Genomic DNA, 13,995 nt, shown 5'->3' with positions numbered 1-13,995 from the left:
AAACACGGGCGAAACGCGGGCGGCCCGTGGCTGCCAACTTGGCCCCGGCCCGGTTCCGGAACCAGGATTACTTGCTTGTTAACAGATGCATCGATGAGACTGGCTGCACCGTCCCCCGGTTCCGTCCCGTCGAGGCGCCGGCCAGCGTCCCCATGGCCGGCGCCTCGTCACATCCAGGGACAACTCATCCCTTCATCCGGGGCGGCGCGGTGGGAGAGTCTTGAGGCATGACCGATCGTGCCCAGCTCGCCGACTTCCTGCGTACGCGGAGGGAAGTGCTGCAGCCCGAGGACGTCGGCCTCCCCCGCGGCCCGCGCCGGCGCACCGGGGGCCTGCGGCGTGAGGAGGTCGCCGCGCTCAGCGGCATGTCGGCCGACTACTACGGCCGCATCGAGCAGCAGCGCGGCCCGGTGCCGTCCGAGCAGATGCTGGCCGCGATCGCCCGGGGCCTGCGGCTCTCCCTCGACGAGCGGGACCATCTCTTCCGGCTCGCCGGGCACGCGACCCCGCGCCGGGCGGTGCACACCGAGCACGTCGGGCCCGGCCTCATGCGGATCCTGGACCGGCTGGCCGACACCCCGGCGCAGGTGCTCTCCGGGCTCGGCGAGACGCTGCTGCAGACGCGGCCCGCGGTGGGGCTGCTCGGCGACGACCTGCGCTGGACCGGGCTCAACAAGGCGATGGTGCACCGCTGGTTCACGGACCCCACCGCCCGGGACATCTATCCGGCGGAGGACCACGACCTGCACGGGCGCACCTTCACGGCGCAGCTGCGCATCGCCTATGCCCGCGACGGCAAGCACTCGCGGGCGGCCGGGATCGTGGAGTCTTTGCTGGCCACGAGCGCCGATTTCCGTACGGAGTGGGCCCGGCACGAGATCGGCGAGGCGCACCTCGACACCAAGCGGATCGCCCACCCGGAGCTCGGGATCCTGCACGTCAACTGTCAGACGCTGATCGACCCCGGCACGACGCAGGTGCTGCTGGTCTTCACCGCCGCCCCCGGGACCGAGAGCTACGAGAAGCTGCAGCTGCTCTCGGTCATCGGGGACCAGCGCATGTGACTACTTCGCGGAGCCGGGCTCGGCCATCTTCTCGTGCATCTTGGCCTTGAGGGCGTCCGGCATGACCTTGGAGGCGGCGCCCTGGACCTTGGTCTTCACCGAGCCGGCGACGACCTTCTCCTCGCCCTTCATGAGCGCCTCGAAGCCCTGCTTCGCCACGACCGCCGGGTCGTCCTTCTTGCTCGCGCCGACGTTGGTGTCGTCCATGTCCGCGCGGTGGAAGAAGTTGGTGTCCGTGGGGCCGGGCATCAGCGCGGTGACCGTGACGCCGGTGTCCTTGAGCTCGGCCCGCACGCCCTCGGCGAAGGACTGCACGAAGGACTTCGACGCGTTGTAGACCGCCTGGTAGGTGCCCGGCATCATCGACGCGATCGACGAGGTGAAGAGCACCTTGCCGCCGCCCTGCTCGATCAGGTCGGGCAGCACCCGCTTGGCCAGGTGCACGGTCGAGGTGACGTTGACGTCGATGACGTTCAGCTCGTCCTCGAGGTTGGTGTCGCGGGCGAAGTCGCCGCCGATGCCGCGGCCCGCGTTGATGGCGATCGCGGCGACGGGCCGGCCGGTCGCCTTGATCTCGGCGTAGAGCTTCTCCACGCCGTCGAAATTGGCCAGGTCGGCCTTGACCGCCGTGACCTGGTTCTGCCCGTCGCGCCGCAGGTCCACGGCGGCCTGGTCGATGCCGTCGTCCTCGGCCGCGATCAGCAGGTCGTATCCGTTCTCGGCGAACTGGCGGGCCAGCTCGTAGCCGATGCCGCTGGAGGCGCCCGTGACGACCGCCAGCTCGTGCCCGGTGGGTGTCGTTGTCATGACCAGGGGGTGCCCCGATCGTTCTCCACTAATCACGCTCAGCAATGCATATGTGGTCCTTCCCCGGGCACCAGATCGGGTGACGACGAGAAGAGGACACAATGCGCGCACTGACTTGGCAGGGCACCTCGAAGGTGTCCGTGGAGGACGTCCCTGACCCCAAGATCGAGGAGCCGACGGACGCCGTCATCAAGGTCACCTCGACCGCGATCTGCGGCTCCGACCTGCACCTCTACGACGTGCTCGGCGCGTACCTGGACAAGGGCGACGTGCTCGGCCACGAGCCGATGGGCATCGTCGAGGAGGTCGGGCCCGAGGTCACCCACATCCGCCCGGGCGACCGGGTGGTCATCCCCTTCAACATCTCCTGCGGGCACTGCTTCTACTGCCGTAAGGGCTACTACGCCCAGTGCGAGACCACGCAGAACAAGGATCAGCAGAAGGGCGCCTCGCTCTTCGGCTACACCAAGCTGTACGGGCAGGTGCCCGGCGGCCAGGCCGAGTACCTGCGCGTGCCGCAGGCGCACTTCGGGCCGATCCGGGTGCCGAACGGCCTGCCGGACGAGCGGTTCCTCTTCCTCTCCGACGTGCTGACCACCTCGTGGCAGGCCGCGAAGTGGGCCGACATCGAGCCGGGCGGCACGGTCTTCGTCACCGGCCTCGGCCCGATCGGCCAGATGACCGCCCGCATCGCGCGGCACCTCGGCGCGGAGAAGGTCATCGCCGTGGACAACGTGCCCGAGCGCATCGCCATGGCCCAGCGCCACGGCATCGAGACGCTCAACTTCGACGAGGTCGACGACGTCGTCGGCGCGGTCCTGGACATGACGAACGGCCGGGGCGCGGACAGCGTGGTCGAGGCGGTCGGCATGGAGGCGCACGGCACGCCGTTCCAGGAGTTCGCGCAGCGGGCGGCCGGGCTGCTGCCCGACGCGGTGGCGCGCAAGGCGATCGACAAGGCCGGCATCGACCGGATGGCCGCGCTGCGCACCTGCTTCGCCGCGGTCCGGCGGGCGGGCACGGTCTCGATCATCGGTGTGTACGGCGGCCAGGCCGACCCGATGCCGATGATGGACCTGTTCGACAAGGGCATCACGATGCGCATGGGCCAGGCGCACGTCAAGCACTGGGTGGACGACATCATGCCCCTGCTCACCGATGACGCCGACCCGCTCGGGGTGGACGACCTGGTCACGCACCGGGTTCCCCTCGAGGAGGCCCCGCAGGCGTACGACATGTTCAAGAAGAAGGAGGACGGCTGCATCAAGGTCGTCCTCAAGCCCTAGTGATCTTCCCCGGCGGGCTCGCGCTTACGGGTGGCCCGCCGGGGGCACACTGGGCGCCATGTTTGTGATCCGTGAGAAGTTCTTCTCCCTCGGCGACGACTTCGACGTGCTGGACGAGAACGGCAACAAGATCTACCGGGTGGACGGCAAGGTCTTCAGCGTCCGTGACCGGGTGGTCATCGAGGACGTGGCCGGCAACGAGGTGGCGAGCGTCCACCGGCAGCTGGTGGCGCTGCGGCCGACGTACGAGATCCGGATCGGCGGCGAGAAGGCGGCCGAGGTCCGCAAGAAGCTCCTCACGCCGTTCCGCGACAAGTTCACGATCGACGTGCCGGGGCCCGACGACCTGACGATGAAGGGCGACCTGCTCGACCACGAGTACGTCATCGAGCTGGGCGGCGAGGAGGTGGCCGCGGTGTCGAAGCGGTGGCTGTCGATCCGCGACACCTACGCCGTGCAGGTCACCGCGAACGTCGAACCACTGCTCATCATCGGCAGCGCGCTGGCCCTGGACCTCGCCCTGGAGCGCGAGGAGAAGAAGAAGGAGGACAAGGAGAAGGACGACTGAGGCGTGGTGATCACCACAGGTCACCCGTCCGAGCGAGCGGCATTTGTTGTCAGACCCGGACGAAACGCGCAACAATGCGGTGTGGTTGCATCGCTACATAACGTGACTCATACTTTCGGCTAGTCATGGCTCGACCTCTCGGATAAGGTCGTCATAACCGAACGGCCAACCATGCCCGGCTGGCGGTGGTCATATCGATCACCGTCGACCGGGAAGCCGATAGTTGACACCCCGCCCGACTCGGGCCCGGCGCAAGCCGGACCGGCTCTCCGGACAGGTGCCAGGGAGGACCACGGAATGACTGTCACCCAGTCGACCGCCACGACCACGTCGGCCGAGTCTTCGACGACGCTCAGCGAGGCGCCCGCGGACAGCGCCTCCGACCTGCTCAACGCGATGGCCGCGATGCCGGCCGGGCACCCGTCGCGCGCTTCCCTGCGGGACCGCGCGATCGAGGCCTGGCTGCCGCTGGCCCGCCACCTCGCCCACCGCTACTCCGGCCGCGGCGAGCCCACCGACGACCTCGTGCAGACCGCCACCGTCGGCCTCATCAAGGCCGTCGACAAGTTCGACCCCGAGCGCGGTGTCGACTTCGCCGGCTACGCGATCCCGACCATCATCGGTGAGATCAAGCGCCACTTCCGTGACCGCACGTGGTCGGTGCGGGTGCCGCGGCGCCTGCAGGAGCTGCGCCTGTCGATCACCGAGGCCAACTCCACGCTGACCCACAGCCTGGGCCGCTCGCCGACGGTCGCCGACATCGCCGTGCACCTCGGGGTCACCGAGGAAGAGGTCCTGGAGGGCTTGGAGGGCGCCCGCGCCTACAACGCCACCAGCCTCTCCACCCCGATCAGCGCCGACGGCACCACCGAGCTCGGCGACACCCTCGGCGGCGAGGACAGCGAGTTCGAGCTGGCCGAGACCCGCGTCGCCCTCGGCCCCGCCCTGGCCACCCTCGACGAGCGCGAGCAGAAGATCCTGACGCTGCGCTTCTACGGCAACCTCACCCAGTCGCAGATCGCCGACCAGATCGGCATCAGCCAGATGCACGTCAGCCGCCTGCTGACCAAGGCGCTGACCAAGCTGCGCTCGCAGCTGGCCACCGACACCATCTGATCTTCTCCCGCCGAAGGGCCGGTCCGGCATCGGACCGGCCCTTCGCCATGTCCAGTGATGCACGTCACTATCAGCCCGTCAACGCAGGTCGTCACCCATGTTTCTTCCGCTCGTCAGCGGGCTGACCCGAGTTTTTGTCCCACCCCGGCCATAGTGTCGAACGAGATTACGGGCTCACCTCGTGAGGAGTCTTCTCGATGACGACGCTCGACCGCGACGCGGCGGCCACCAGCCGCGCGCTGCGCAACCAGGAGGAAGTGGAGGCGCGGATCCGCGCCATCTGCTTCAAGACCGGCCCGCCGACGCACCTCGGCGCCGAGCTGGAGTGGACGGTCCATCCGGCAGCCGATCCCCGGGCCCCATCGCACCCCTCGTCCCTGCGACAAGCACTCGGTCCGCACGCCCCGCGCACGCTGGACCCGCACAGCCCCGAGCTCCCCCTGCCGGCCCACGGCACGGTCACCTGCGAGCCCGGCGGGCAGGTCGAGATCTCCTCGGCCCCGGCCCCTTCCCTCGCCGCCCTGCACGCGGCCGTCTCCACCGACGTCGCGCACCTGCGGCGCCTGCTCGCCGACGCCGGGCTGACCCTCGGCGATCACGGCATCGATCCCCACCGCCCGCCGCGGCGACTGCTGCACACCCCGCGCTACGACGCGATGGAAGCCGCCCTCGGGCCGGACGGGCGGGTCATGATGTGCAGCACCGCCGGCCTCCAGGTCTGCCTCGACGCCGGCACACCCGGCGAGGTCGCCGCCCGCTGGGCCGCGGTGAACGCGCTCGGGCCGCCGCTGCTCGCCGCGTTCGCCACCGCCCACACCCACGCGGGCCGGGCCACCGGGCACGCGTCCGCCCGCATGGCGGCCTGGTGGGCGATGGACCGCCGGCTGACCCACCCCGTCCCCGTCTCGGCCGGCGACCCGGCCGGCGCCTGGGCCCGCTACGCGCTGGACGCCCCGGTCACCTGCATCCGCCGCGAGGACGGCAGCTGGTCCGCTCCCCCGGGTCTCACCCTGCGCGCCTGGGCGGGCGGCGCGTTCTCCCGGCCACCCACCGTCGCCGACGTCGACTACCACCTGAGCACGCTGTTCCCGCCCGTGCGCCCGCGCGGCTATCTCGAGGTCCGCTATCTCGACGCGCAGGCCGGCGACGACTGGTTCGCGCCGGTGGCCGCCGTCGCCGCGCTGCTCTCCGACCCCGCCGTCACCGATCAGGCGCTCGAGCTGACCGAGGCCACGGCGCAGGAGTGGGAGACGGCGTTCCGGCAGGGGGTCGCCGATCCCGCGCTGCGCCGCACGGCGGCCGCCGTGCTCGACCTAGCCTGCCGCCATCTCGACCGCACCGGCCTACCGGCCGCGCTGCGCACCGACCTTTTCGCGGGCGTCCACCGGCGCCTGCACGAGGAGGAGTCCCGATGACCGTTCTTTTCCCGGGCGCCGGCCACGAGGAGGAGTCGCGATGACCGTTCTTTTCCCGAGCGCCGGCCACGAGGAGGAGTCGCGATGACCGCCGAGACCGAGCGGCTGCGCGACCGCGTCGCCGCCGAGCTGACCCGCACCCGCGGCCGCACCGACGCCCTGATCGCGGCCGTCGACGACGACGACCTGGTCCGCCAGCACTCGCCGCTGATGTCCCCGCTGGTCTGGGACTTCGCGCACGTCGCCAACCAGGAGGAGCTCTGGCTCGTCCGCGACGTCGGCGGCCGCGAGCCGGTGCGCCGCGACATCGACGAGCTCTACGACGCCTTCAAGCACGCCCGCCGCGACCGGATCGCGCTGCCGCTGCTCGACCCGGCCGAGGCCCGCCGCTATGTGGCCCAGGTCCGCGACAAGGCCCTCGACGTGCTCGACCGGGTCCGGCTGGACGGCCGGCCGCTGGTCGCCGACGGCTTCGCCTTCGGGATGATCGTCCAGCACGAGCAGCAGCACGACGAGACCATGCTCGCCACCCACCAGCTGCGCACGGGCGCCGCCGTGCTGACCGCGCCCGCGCCGCCCGCCGCCACCGTGCGCGTGACCGGCGAGGCCTTCATCCCCGGCGGGCCCTTCACCATGGGAACGGACACCGAGCCCTGGGCCCTCGACAACGAGCGCCCCGCCCACGCCGTCGACGTGCCGGCGTTCCACATCGACCGGGCGCCCGTGACCAACGGGCAGTACGCGGCGTTCATCGCGGCCGGCGGCTACGACGACCCGCGGTGGTGGAGTGCGGCCGGCTGGGACCACCGGCAGTCCGCCGGGCTGACCGCGCCGGCGCACTGGGAGCGCGACGGCGACGGGTGGGCGGTGACTTCCTTCGGGCGCACGGCCGCCCTGGTCGACGACGAGCCCGTGGTGCATGTCTGCTTCTTCGAGGCCGAGGCGTACGCGCGGTGGGCCGGCAAGCGCCTCCCGACCGAGGCGGAGTGGGAGAAGGCCGCCCGGTTCGACCCCGCCACCGGCCGCTCCCGCCGCTTCCCGTGGGGTGACGAGGCGCCGGAGCCCCGCCACGCGAACCTGGGCCAGCGGCACCTGCGGCCGGCGCCCGTGGGGGCGTACCCGGACGGTGCCTCCCCGGCGGGCGTGCACCAGCTGATCGGCGACGTGTGGGAGTGGACGTCGTCCGACTTCTCCGGCTATCCGGGCTTCTCGGCGTTCCCGTACAGGGAGTATTCGGAGGTGTTCTTCGGTCCGGACTACAAGGTGCTGCGCGGCGGCTCGTTCGGCACGGACGGCTCGGCGGTGCGCGGGACGTTCCGCAACTGGGACTATCCGATCCGGCGGCAGATCTTCAGCGGGTTCCGCTGCGCGCGGGACGCCTGATGTGCCGTCACCTGGCCTATGCCGGTCCGCCCGTACCGGTGGGGCGGTGGCTCTTCGACCGGCCGCACGCGCTGGCGCACCAGGCGTGGGCCCCGCGCGACATGCGCGGCGGCGGGACGATCAACGCGGACGGGTTCGGGGCCGGCTGGTACGCCCCCGGCGGCCCGGTGCGCTATCGCCGCGCGACCCCGCTGTGGAGCGACGCGACGCTGCCCGCGCTGGCGGCGTCGGTCGCGGCGCCCATGGTGCTGGCCGCGGTGCGCAGCGCCACCGTGGGCATGCCCGTCGTGGAGACCGCGGCGGCCCCCTTCGCCGCGGGCCCGTGGTTCTTCAGCCACAACGGCGTGGTGGCCGGCTGGCCCGAGTCGGTGGCGAAGCTCGCCGCCGCGCTGGAGGTCACCGATCTGCTCACGCTGGAGGCGCCGACCGACGCGGCGCTGCTGTGGGCGCTGGTGCTCGCCCGGCTCCGGCGCGGCGTCGCCCCGGCCGAGGCGGTCGTGGCGGTCGTGACCGAGGTCGCCGCCGCGGCGCCCGGCTCGCGGCTCAATCTGCTGCTCACCGACGGGGAGTCGATGGTGGCCAGCACGTGGGGACATGCCCTGTCCGTGCGACGGGACGACGAGTCCGTCCTGATCGCCTCCGAACCGCTCGACGACGACCCGGCGTGGGCTCCGGTGCCCGACCGCACGCTGGTCGTCGCCGGGGCCACGTCGCTCACGCTGGAGGATCTGCGCTGATGGAGATCTATCTGACCGCCGACGAGGTGGCCCGGTCGCTGCGCGAGGACGTGCGCCGGGGCCTGGCCGCCGACCCGCGCCGGCTGCCGCCGAAGTGGTTCTACGACGCCCGGGGCAGCGAGCTGTTCGAGCGGATCACCGAGCTGCCGGAGTATTACCCCACGCGCGCCGAGACCGCGATCCTGCGGGCGCACGCCGGCGACATCGCGGCGGTAACGGGGACCCGGACGCTCATCGAGCTGGGGTCGGGCTACTCGACGAAGACGCGACTGCTGCTGGACGCGCTGCCGCTCTCGTCGTACGTGATGGTGGACGTGTCCCCCTCCGCGCTGACCGCCGCCTCGTCCCTGGTGAGCGCGAACTATCCCGCCCTGGCGATTCGCACCATCGTCGGGGACTTCGCCCGTCACCCCTTCCCCGACGCTCCCGCCCGGACCGTCGCCCTGCTGGGCGGCACGATCGGCAACCTGCTGCCGGCCGAGCGGGCCGAGTTCTTCTCCGCCGTACGCGCCCAGCTGCGCCCGGGCGAGCATCTGCTGCTGGGCACCGACCTCGTCAAGGATCCGCACGTGCTCGTGCCCGCCTACGACGACGCGGCCGGGGTGACCGCCGAGTTCAACCGCAACGTGCTGCGGGTGCTCAACCGGGAGCTGGACGCCGACTTCGACCTCGACGGCTTCGCCCACGTGGCCCTCTGGGACGCCGGCCACGAGTGGATCGAGATGCGGCTCCGGGCGCGCTGGCCGATGCGCGTCACCATCCCGGCCGTCGACCTGGTCACCGAGTTCGCGGCGGGCTCCGAGCTGCGCACCGAGATCTCGGCCAAGTTCCGGCGCGAGGGCGTCGAGAAGGAGCTGGCCGAGGCGGGGTTCACCCTGGCCGAGTGGTGGACCGACCCCGAGGGCCGGTTCGCGGTGTCGCTTACGGTGGCATCGTGACTTTCGACATCAACCGGGTCCGAGCTGGTTATCCTTCCCTGCTCGAGGGGCTCGCCATGTTCGACGGGGCGGCCGGCACCCAGGTCGCCGCGCCGGTGGCCGATGCCGTCGGCGCCACCCTGCGCCGCGCCGTCTCCAACCGCACGCCGTCCCACCTGCCCGGCCGCCGGTCCATCCAGATCGTGGCCGACGCCCGGGCCGCCGTGGCCGACCTGGTCGGCGGCGACCCGGCGGGCGTGGCGTTCGGGCCGGGCGCGACCGACCTCACCTACGTGGTCTCGCGCGCGCTGGCCGCCACGTGGGAGCCGGGCGACGAGGTGGTCGTCTCCCGCCTCGACCACGACGCCAACGTCCGGCCGTGGGTGCAGGCCGCCGCCTCCGCCGGGGCGACCGTGCGGTGGGCGACCTTCGACCCGGCCACCGGCACGCTGCCCGCCGCGCAGTACGTCGACCTGATCGGCCCGCGCACGCGGCTCGTCGCCGTGACGGCCGGCAGCAACGCGATCGGAACGGTGCCCGCCGTCCGGGAGATCGCGGACATCGCGCACTCGTTCGGGGCGCTGACGTACGTGGACGGCGTCCACGCGACTCCGCACCGGCCCACCGATGTGCGGGCACTGGGCGCCGACTTCTATGTGATCAGCGCGTACAAATGGTCCGGTCCGCACCAGGGCGCGGTCATCGCCGACCCGGCCGTGTGGGAGCCGCTGCGCCCCGCGAAGCTCCTGCCGTCCTCGGACGAGGTGCCCGAGCGCTTCGAGTACAGCACCCGCAACGTCGAGCTGCTCAGCGGTGTGACGGCGGCGGTCGATCACCTGGCGGATCTGGCCGGGCCCGGCTCGGGCGATCGCCGCTCCCGATTGGTCGAGTCGCTGGCCGCGGCGGAGGCGTACGAGCACTCCCTGCTGGACCGGCTGCTCAAAGGTCTGGCCACGCTCCCCCACGTGGCGCTGCTCCCGGCGCCGGAGGAGCGCTGCCCGACGGTCGCCTTCCGCATCGATGGGCAGGCGCCCGCCGACACGGCTCGGGCGCTGGGCGATCGCGGCATCTGCGTGATGGCGGGCGACTACTACGCGTACGAGTACTTCACCGCCATGGGTCTGCGCGACAGCGGCGGCGCGGTGCGCGTGAGCATCTACCACTACAACACCGCCGAGGAGGTCGACCGCCTTCTGGATGCCCTCGCCTGACCGAATTCACTCAGTGTCCATCTCGGACGCAGGGACGGGACGGTGGCGTCGCTTCTACACTCCGGTCGACAGCGACTCAAGGGGAGAGTTGAGATGCGACGTGACGGCTGGATGATGCGGGCCGGTGCCCTGGTGCTGGCCTCCGCGGGAGCCGGTGCTGTGCTCGCCGGACCTGCGGAGGCCGCTCCGGCCACGGGCGTGGCCGGGGCGTACGAGAGCAATGGGATCTTCTGGTATCGGGCCACCCTGGCGAAGGCGCACAAGGTGGTGATCACCCGCTCGGGGAACACCATCACCTTCGACGATGTGACGCCCATCAAGGCGGGCCAGAACTGCAAGGCGGTCAAGGGCGACAAGACCAGGGTCAGGTGCACCCTGACCAAGGTGAGCTGGGTGTCCGTCTCCCTCGGGAACAAGAACGACACCCTGGTCAACAAGACCGCGGTCACCTCCGGCGTCTACGGGCAGGCCGGGAACGACACGCTCACCGGGGGCAGCGGCGGGGACACCTTCTACGGCGGCGCGGGGAACGACACGCTGGCCGGCGGCACCGGCGGCGATCACCTGTACGGCGAGGCCGGCAACGACACCCTGCGCGGCGGCAGTGCCTACGACTACCTCGCGGGCGGCCCGGGCGCCGACAAGATCTACGGCGGCGACGGCGGCGACACCGTCCTGGGCGGCAGCGGCAACGACCTGCTTTACGGGGAGAACGGCAACGACCAGCTCTGGGGCGAGTCGGGCAGCGACAAGGTCTACGGCGGCGCCGGCGACGACAACCTCGACGAGCGTCTCGTGGCGAACAGCGCCGACCTGCTCGACGGCGGGGCGGGCTCGCACGACCTGGTCAACTACTCGGGGCGGCAGCAGTCGGTCCGCGTCGACCTGGGCAGCACGGGGAGTGTCAACGGTGAGAGCGGCGAGCGCGACACCGTGCGCAACGTCGAGGACGCCGCCGGCGGGTTCCGCGGCGACATCCTGATCGGCAGCGGCGCGAACAACTCCCTGCGGGGCAACGGCGGCGACGACCTGATCCACGGGCGGAGCGGCGACGACCACCTCGAGGGCGGCCTCGGCTCGGACCAGATCTTCGGCGAGGCCGGCGACGACACGCTCAGCGGGCTCGACGTGGACTCCTCCACCGTGGCCCAGACGCCCGACCTGCTCGACGGGGGCGACAACGGCACCCTGGGCGACCTCGCCTACGTGGGCCCGGGCGACACCGCGGTCGACATCGAGCGCTGAGCCTCAGCGCAGGACGAGGCCGCCGCCGACCTCGATCACCTGGCCGGTGAGGGCCGCCGAGCCCTCGCCGGCCAGCAGGCGGACGGTGGCCACCAGGTCGTCCGGCACCAAGGGGCGCGGGACGGCCTGGGCGGCCAGGAGGTTCATGCGGCGGGTGCGGCCAGCGGCCCGGTCGGCGGCGGCCAGTTCCTCCTCGCCCTCGGTGTCGATGGCCCCGGGCGACAGCGCGTTGACGGTGACGCCGGCGGGGCCGAGGGCCCGGGCCAGCGAGCGGGTCAGGCCGATGAGGGCGGCCTTGCTGGAGACGTAGGCCGGGCCGGACGGGCCGCCGAGCGCGACCGTCGGGGACACCACGTTGATGACGCGGCCCCAGCCCCGGGCGGCCATGCCCGCGCCGAGGGCCTGGGCGAGCAGCATCGGGGCCGTGACGTTGACGGCGTACGTGGCCTGCCACTCCTCGACGGTCAGCTCGCCGATGGGGACGTTGGAGGCGCGGGCCGCGTTGTTGATCAGCACGTCCACCGCGCCGGCCCGGGCGGCCAGGGCGGCCACGGCATCCGCGGAGCTCAGATCGGCGTCGAGCAGCTCGGCCCCGGCGCCCCGGTCCCGGCACAGCCGGGCGACGCCCTCGGTCTCGTCCGGCGCGTCCAGGTGGTGCAGGAGCAGGGTGACGCCGGGGCGGGCGAGGCCGGTCGCGAGGGCCGCGCCGATGCCGCGCCGGGCGCCGGTGACGAGGATGCGCTGATCCATCCCGCCATCGTCGCAGCTCTCATAGGCGGCGCACAGGGTGAGCACACAGCCGGCTCAGCCGCCGAGGCGACTGTGGACCGCATGACTCCCGTGCTCGACGTCGTCGTTCCCGTGTACAACGAGGAGAAGGACCTGGAGAGCAGCGTCCGGCGGCTGCTCGCCTACTGCCGGGAGGTGCTGCCGTTCCCCTTCCGCATCACGATCGCGGACAACGCGAGCACGGACGGTACGCCGCTCGTGGCCCGGCGACTGCAGGCCGAGCTGCCCGAGGTGCGGGTCGTGCACCTGGCGCTGAAGGGGCGGGGACGGGCGCTGAAGCAGGTGTGGTCGGCGTCCGACGCGCTCGTGTGTGCGTACATGGACGTGGATCTGTCGACCGACCTGGCCGCGCTGCTGCCGCTGGTCGCGCCGCTGGTGTCGGGGCACTCGGACCTGGCGATCGGGTCCCGGCTGCGGCGCGGGGCGCGGGTGGTGCGAGGGCCGAAGCGCGAGTTCATCTCCCGCGCGTACAACCTGATCCTGCGAGCCACGCTGTCGGCCGGCTTCACCGACGCGCAGTGCGGTTTCAAGGCGATCCGCGCCGACGTGGCCCGGGCGGTGCTGCCGCTGGTCGAGGACGCGGGCTGGTTCTTCGACACGGAGTTGCTGGTGCTGGCGGAGCGGGCCGGGCTGCGGACCCACGAGGTGCCGGTCGACTGGGTCGACGACCCGGACAGCAAGGTCGACATCGTGGCCACGGCGGCCGAGGATCTGCGGGGGATCGCGCGGATGCGGCGTACGCTGCGCACTTTGCCCTTGGCCGACATCCGCGCGCGACTGGGCCGCGGTGCCCTGCCCGCACGGGCCCTGGTCTAGGCGCGTTACCGCGTGGTGCTCACGATGTGAGGCGCGGGCGGCGGTGCCCGGAAGGAGTCGAGGATCAGGCTCGCGAAGCGGCGGGAGGCAGCCGCCGCCGCGGTGGGAGTGGTTGCGCGGAGGCCGCCGTTGGCCATGATGACCAGCATGATGTCGGGCAGCTCGATGTCGGGGCGCAGGTCGCCGGCGGCCTTCGCGCGGCGCAGCAGCTCGGCCACCAGCCGCAGCGAGTGCTCGCGGGCGGCGGCGAAGTCGATTGCCTTCGGGAACTCCGCCATGAAGGCCGCGGTGAAACCCCGGTCCTGGGCGTGCAGCGTGCAGACGTCCTCGATGACCCGGCTGAGACCGCGCCACGGGTCGGGGTCGGCCAGGCCGGCCTCGACGATCGCCGTGCAGGCCGCCATCCGCTCGGCGAAGGCCTCGGTGACCAGCGCCTCCTTCGTCGGGAAGCGGCGATAGAGCGTCGCCGGGCCCACGCCGGCGCGGCGGGCGATCTCGCGCATCGGCACGTCGAGGCCGTCGCGGGCGAAGACGTCGCGGGCCGCCGCGAGGATGCGCTCCCGGTTGTCGCGGGCGTCCGAGCGCAGCGTCTGAGGCAGTGTGCCGGTCACGCGTCTCACTTTAGCCAAGCGGACGGGGTG

The 13,995-nt window shown here is 72.1% G+C and carries 13 protein-coding genes and 1 pseudogene; 11 read left to right on the top strand and 3 right to left on the bottom strand.

The annotated features are described in order from the left end of the window. Positions 1-227 precede the first annotated feature (227 nt). Positions 228-1,064, top strand: a complete 837-nt coding sequence (locus RAN62_RS18265) for a helix-turn-helix transcriptional regulator (RefSeq protein ID WP_305785884.1) — start codon at positions 228-230, stop codon at positions 1,062-1,064. Here the strand turns inward: RAN62_RS18265 and RAN62_RS18260 are convergent, their stop codons facing one another. Further along, positions 1,065-1,871, bottom strand: coding sequence for an SDR family NAD(P)-dependent oxidoreductase (locus tag RAN62_RS18260; RefSeq protein ID WP_305785883.1), 807 nt, complete (start codon positions 1,869-1,871; stop codon positions 1,065-1,067). A 101-nt stretch (positions 1,872-1,972) separates the two neighbouring features. Here RAN62_RS18260 and RAN62_RS18255 point away from each other — a divergent pair, with 101 nt between their 5' ends. The 9 genes from RAN62_RS18255 (at position 1,973) to RAN62_RS18215 (ending at position 11,749) form a co-directional block, all read left to right on the top strand. Continuing rightward, positions 1,973-3,157 (top strand): zinc-dependent alcohol dehydrogenase, encoded by a 1,185-nt coding sequence (locus RAN62_RS18255; protein WP_305785882.1) that lies wholly within the window; start codon positions 1,973-1,975, stop codon positions 3,155-3,157. Between the two features lie 58 nt (positions 3,158-3,215). Continuing rightward, positions 3,216-3,725 (top strand): LURP-one-related/scramblase family protein, encoded by a 510-nt coding sequence (locus RAN62_RS18250; RefSeq protein WP_305785881.1) that lies wholly within the window; start codon positions 3,216-3,218, stop codon positions 3,723-3,725. A 297-nt stretch (positions 3,726-4,022) separates the two neighbouring features. After that, the gene (locus RAN62_RS18245; RefSeq protein WP_305785880.1) at positions 4,023-4,841 is read left to right on the top strand and encodes an RNA polymerase sigma factor SigF; all 819 of its coding nucleotides are present in this window, start codon (positions 4,023-4,025) and stop codon (positions 4,839-4,841) included. Positions 4,842-5,038: 197 nt separating this feature from the next. Continuing rightward, positions 5,039-6,256: an ergothioneine biosynthesis glutamate--cysteine ligase EgtA gene (egtA, locus tag RAN62_RS18240; protein WP_305785879.1), complete on the top strand. Its 1,218-nt coding sequence runs from the start codon at positions 5,039-5,041 to the stop codon at positions 6,254-6,256. Between the two features lie 84 nt (positions 6,257-6,340). Next, positions 6,341-7,639: an ergothioneine biosynthesis protein EgtB gene (gene egtB / locus RAN62_RS18235; protein ID WP_305785878.1), complete on the top strand. Its 1,299-nt coding sequence runs from the start codon at positions 6,341-6,343 to the stop codon at positions 7,637-7,639. Continuing rightward, positions 7,639-8,376, top strand: coding sequence for an ergothioneine biosynthesis protein EgtC (gene egtC / locus RAN62_RS18230; RefSeq protein ID WP_305785877.1), 738 nt, complete (start codon positions 7,639-7,641; stop codon positions 8,374-8,376). The genes egtB and egtC overlap by 1 nt, the downstream gene beginning before the upstream one ends. Further along, the gene (gene egtD / locus RAN62_RS18225) at positions 8,376-9,314 is read left to right on the top strand and encodes an L-histidine N(alpha)-methyltransferase (protein ID WP_305785876.1); all 939 of its coding nucleotides are present in this window, start codon (positions 8,376-8,378) and stop codon (positions 9,312-9,314) included. Before egtC ends, egtD begins: the two co-directional genes overlap by 1 nt. After that, the gene (locus RAN62_RS18220; RefSeq protein WP_305785875.1) at positions 9,311-10,504 is read left to right on the top strand and encodes a cysteine desulfurase-like protein; all 1,194 of its coding nucleotides are present in this window, start codon (positions 9,311-9,313) and stop codon (positions 10,502-10,504) included. The genes egtD and RAN62_RS18220 overlap by 4 nt, the downstream gene beginning before the upstream one ends. A gap of 93 nt (positions 10,505-10,597) precedes the next feature. Then, positions 10,598-11,749 carry a calcium-binding protein gene (locus tag RAN62_RS18215; RefSeq protein ID WP_305785874.1) on the top strand — a complete coding sequence of 384 codons (1,152 nt, stop codon included), beginning with the start codon at positions 10,598-10,600 and terminating at the stop codon, positions 11,747-11,749. A 3-nt stretch (positions 11,750-11,752) separates the two neighbouring features. On the opposite strand, the gene RAN62_RS18210 is transcribed toward RAN62_RS18215, so the two are convergent. After that, positions 11,753-12,499: an SDR family NAD(P)-dependent oxidoreductase gene (locus RAN62_RS18210; protein ID WP_305785873.1), complete on the bottom strand. Its 747-nt coding sequence runs from the start codon at positions 12,497-12,499 to the stop codon at positions 11,753-11,755. 81 nt (positions 12,500-12,580) lie between these two features. Between RAN62_RS18210 and RAN62_RS18205 the strand changes: the two are divergent. Then, a pseudogene (locus RAN62_RS18205) lies at positions 12,581-13,342 on the top strand (dolichyl-phosphate beta-glucosyltransferase); the annotation flags it as partial. A 17-nt stretch (positions 13,343-13,359) separates the two neighbouring features. Here RAN62_RS18205 and RAN62_RS18200 read toward each other — a convergent pair. Continuing rightward, positions 13,360-13,965 carry a TetR/AcrR family transcriptional regulator gene (locus RAN62_RS18200; protein WP_305785872.1) on the bottom strand — a complete coding sequence of 202 codons (606 nt, stop codon included), beginning with the start codon at positions 13,963-13,965 and terminating at the stop codon, positions 13,360-13,362. Between the last annotated feature and the right edge of the window lie 30 nt (positions 13,966-13,995).

Source organism: Symbioplanes lichenis (assembly GCF_030709675.1).
In the GTDB taxonomy this organism is placed as follows: domain Bacteria; phylum Actinomycetota; class Actinomycetes; order Mycobacteriales; family Micromonosporaceae; genus Actinoplanes; species Actinoplanes lichenis.
Note: the sequence above shows the minus strand (reverse complement) of the source record. Positions and strands in the feature narration are given on the sequence as shown.

Coding starts and splice junctions, on each gene's coding strand:
- RAN62_RS18250 (WP_305785881.1), top strand. CDS start 3,216: ATGTTTGTGATCCGTGAGAAGTTCTTCTCCCTCGGCGACGACTTCGAC.
- egtA (WP_305785879.1), top strand. CDS start 5,039: ATGACGACGCTCGACCGCGACGCGGCGGCCACCAGCCGCGCGCTGCGC.
- RAN62_RS18260 (WP_305785883.1), bottom strand. CDS start 1,871: ATGACAACGACACCCACCGGGCACGAGCTGGCGGTCGTCACGGGCGCC.
- egtB (WP_305785878.1), top strand. CDS start 6,341: ATGACCGCCGAGACCGAGCGGCTGCGCGACCGCGTCGCCGCCGAGCTG.
- RAN62_RS18245 (WP_305785880.1), top strand. CDS start 4,023: ATGACTGTCACCCAGTCGACCGCCACGACCACGTCGGCCGAGTCTTCG.
- RAN62_RS18265 (WP_305785884.1), top strand. CDS start 228: ATGACCGATCGTGCCCAGCTCGCCGACTTCCTGCGTACGCGGAGGGAA.
- egtD (WP_305785876.1), top strand. CDS start 8,376: ATGGAGATCTATCTGACCGCCGACGAGGTGGCCCGGTCGCTGCGCGAG.
- RAN62_RS18215 (WP_305785874.1), top strand. CDS start 10,598: ATGCGACGTGACGGCTGGATGATGCGGGCCGGTGCCCTGGTGCTGGCC.
- RAN62_RS18255 (WP_305785882.1), top strand. CDS start 1,973: ATGCGCGCACTGACTTGGCAGGGCACCTCGAAGGTGTCCGTGGAGGAC.
- egtC (WP_305785877.1), top strand. CDS start 7,639: ATGTGCCGTCACCTGGCCTATGCCGGTCCGCCCGTACCGGTGGGGCGG.
- RAN62_RS18210 (WP_305785873.1), bottom strand. CDS start 12,499: ATGGATCAGCGCATCCTCGTCACCGGCGCCCGGCGCGGCATCGGCGCG.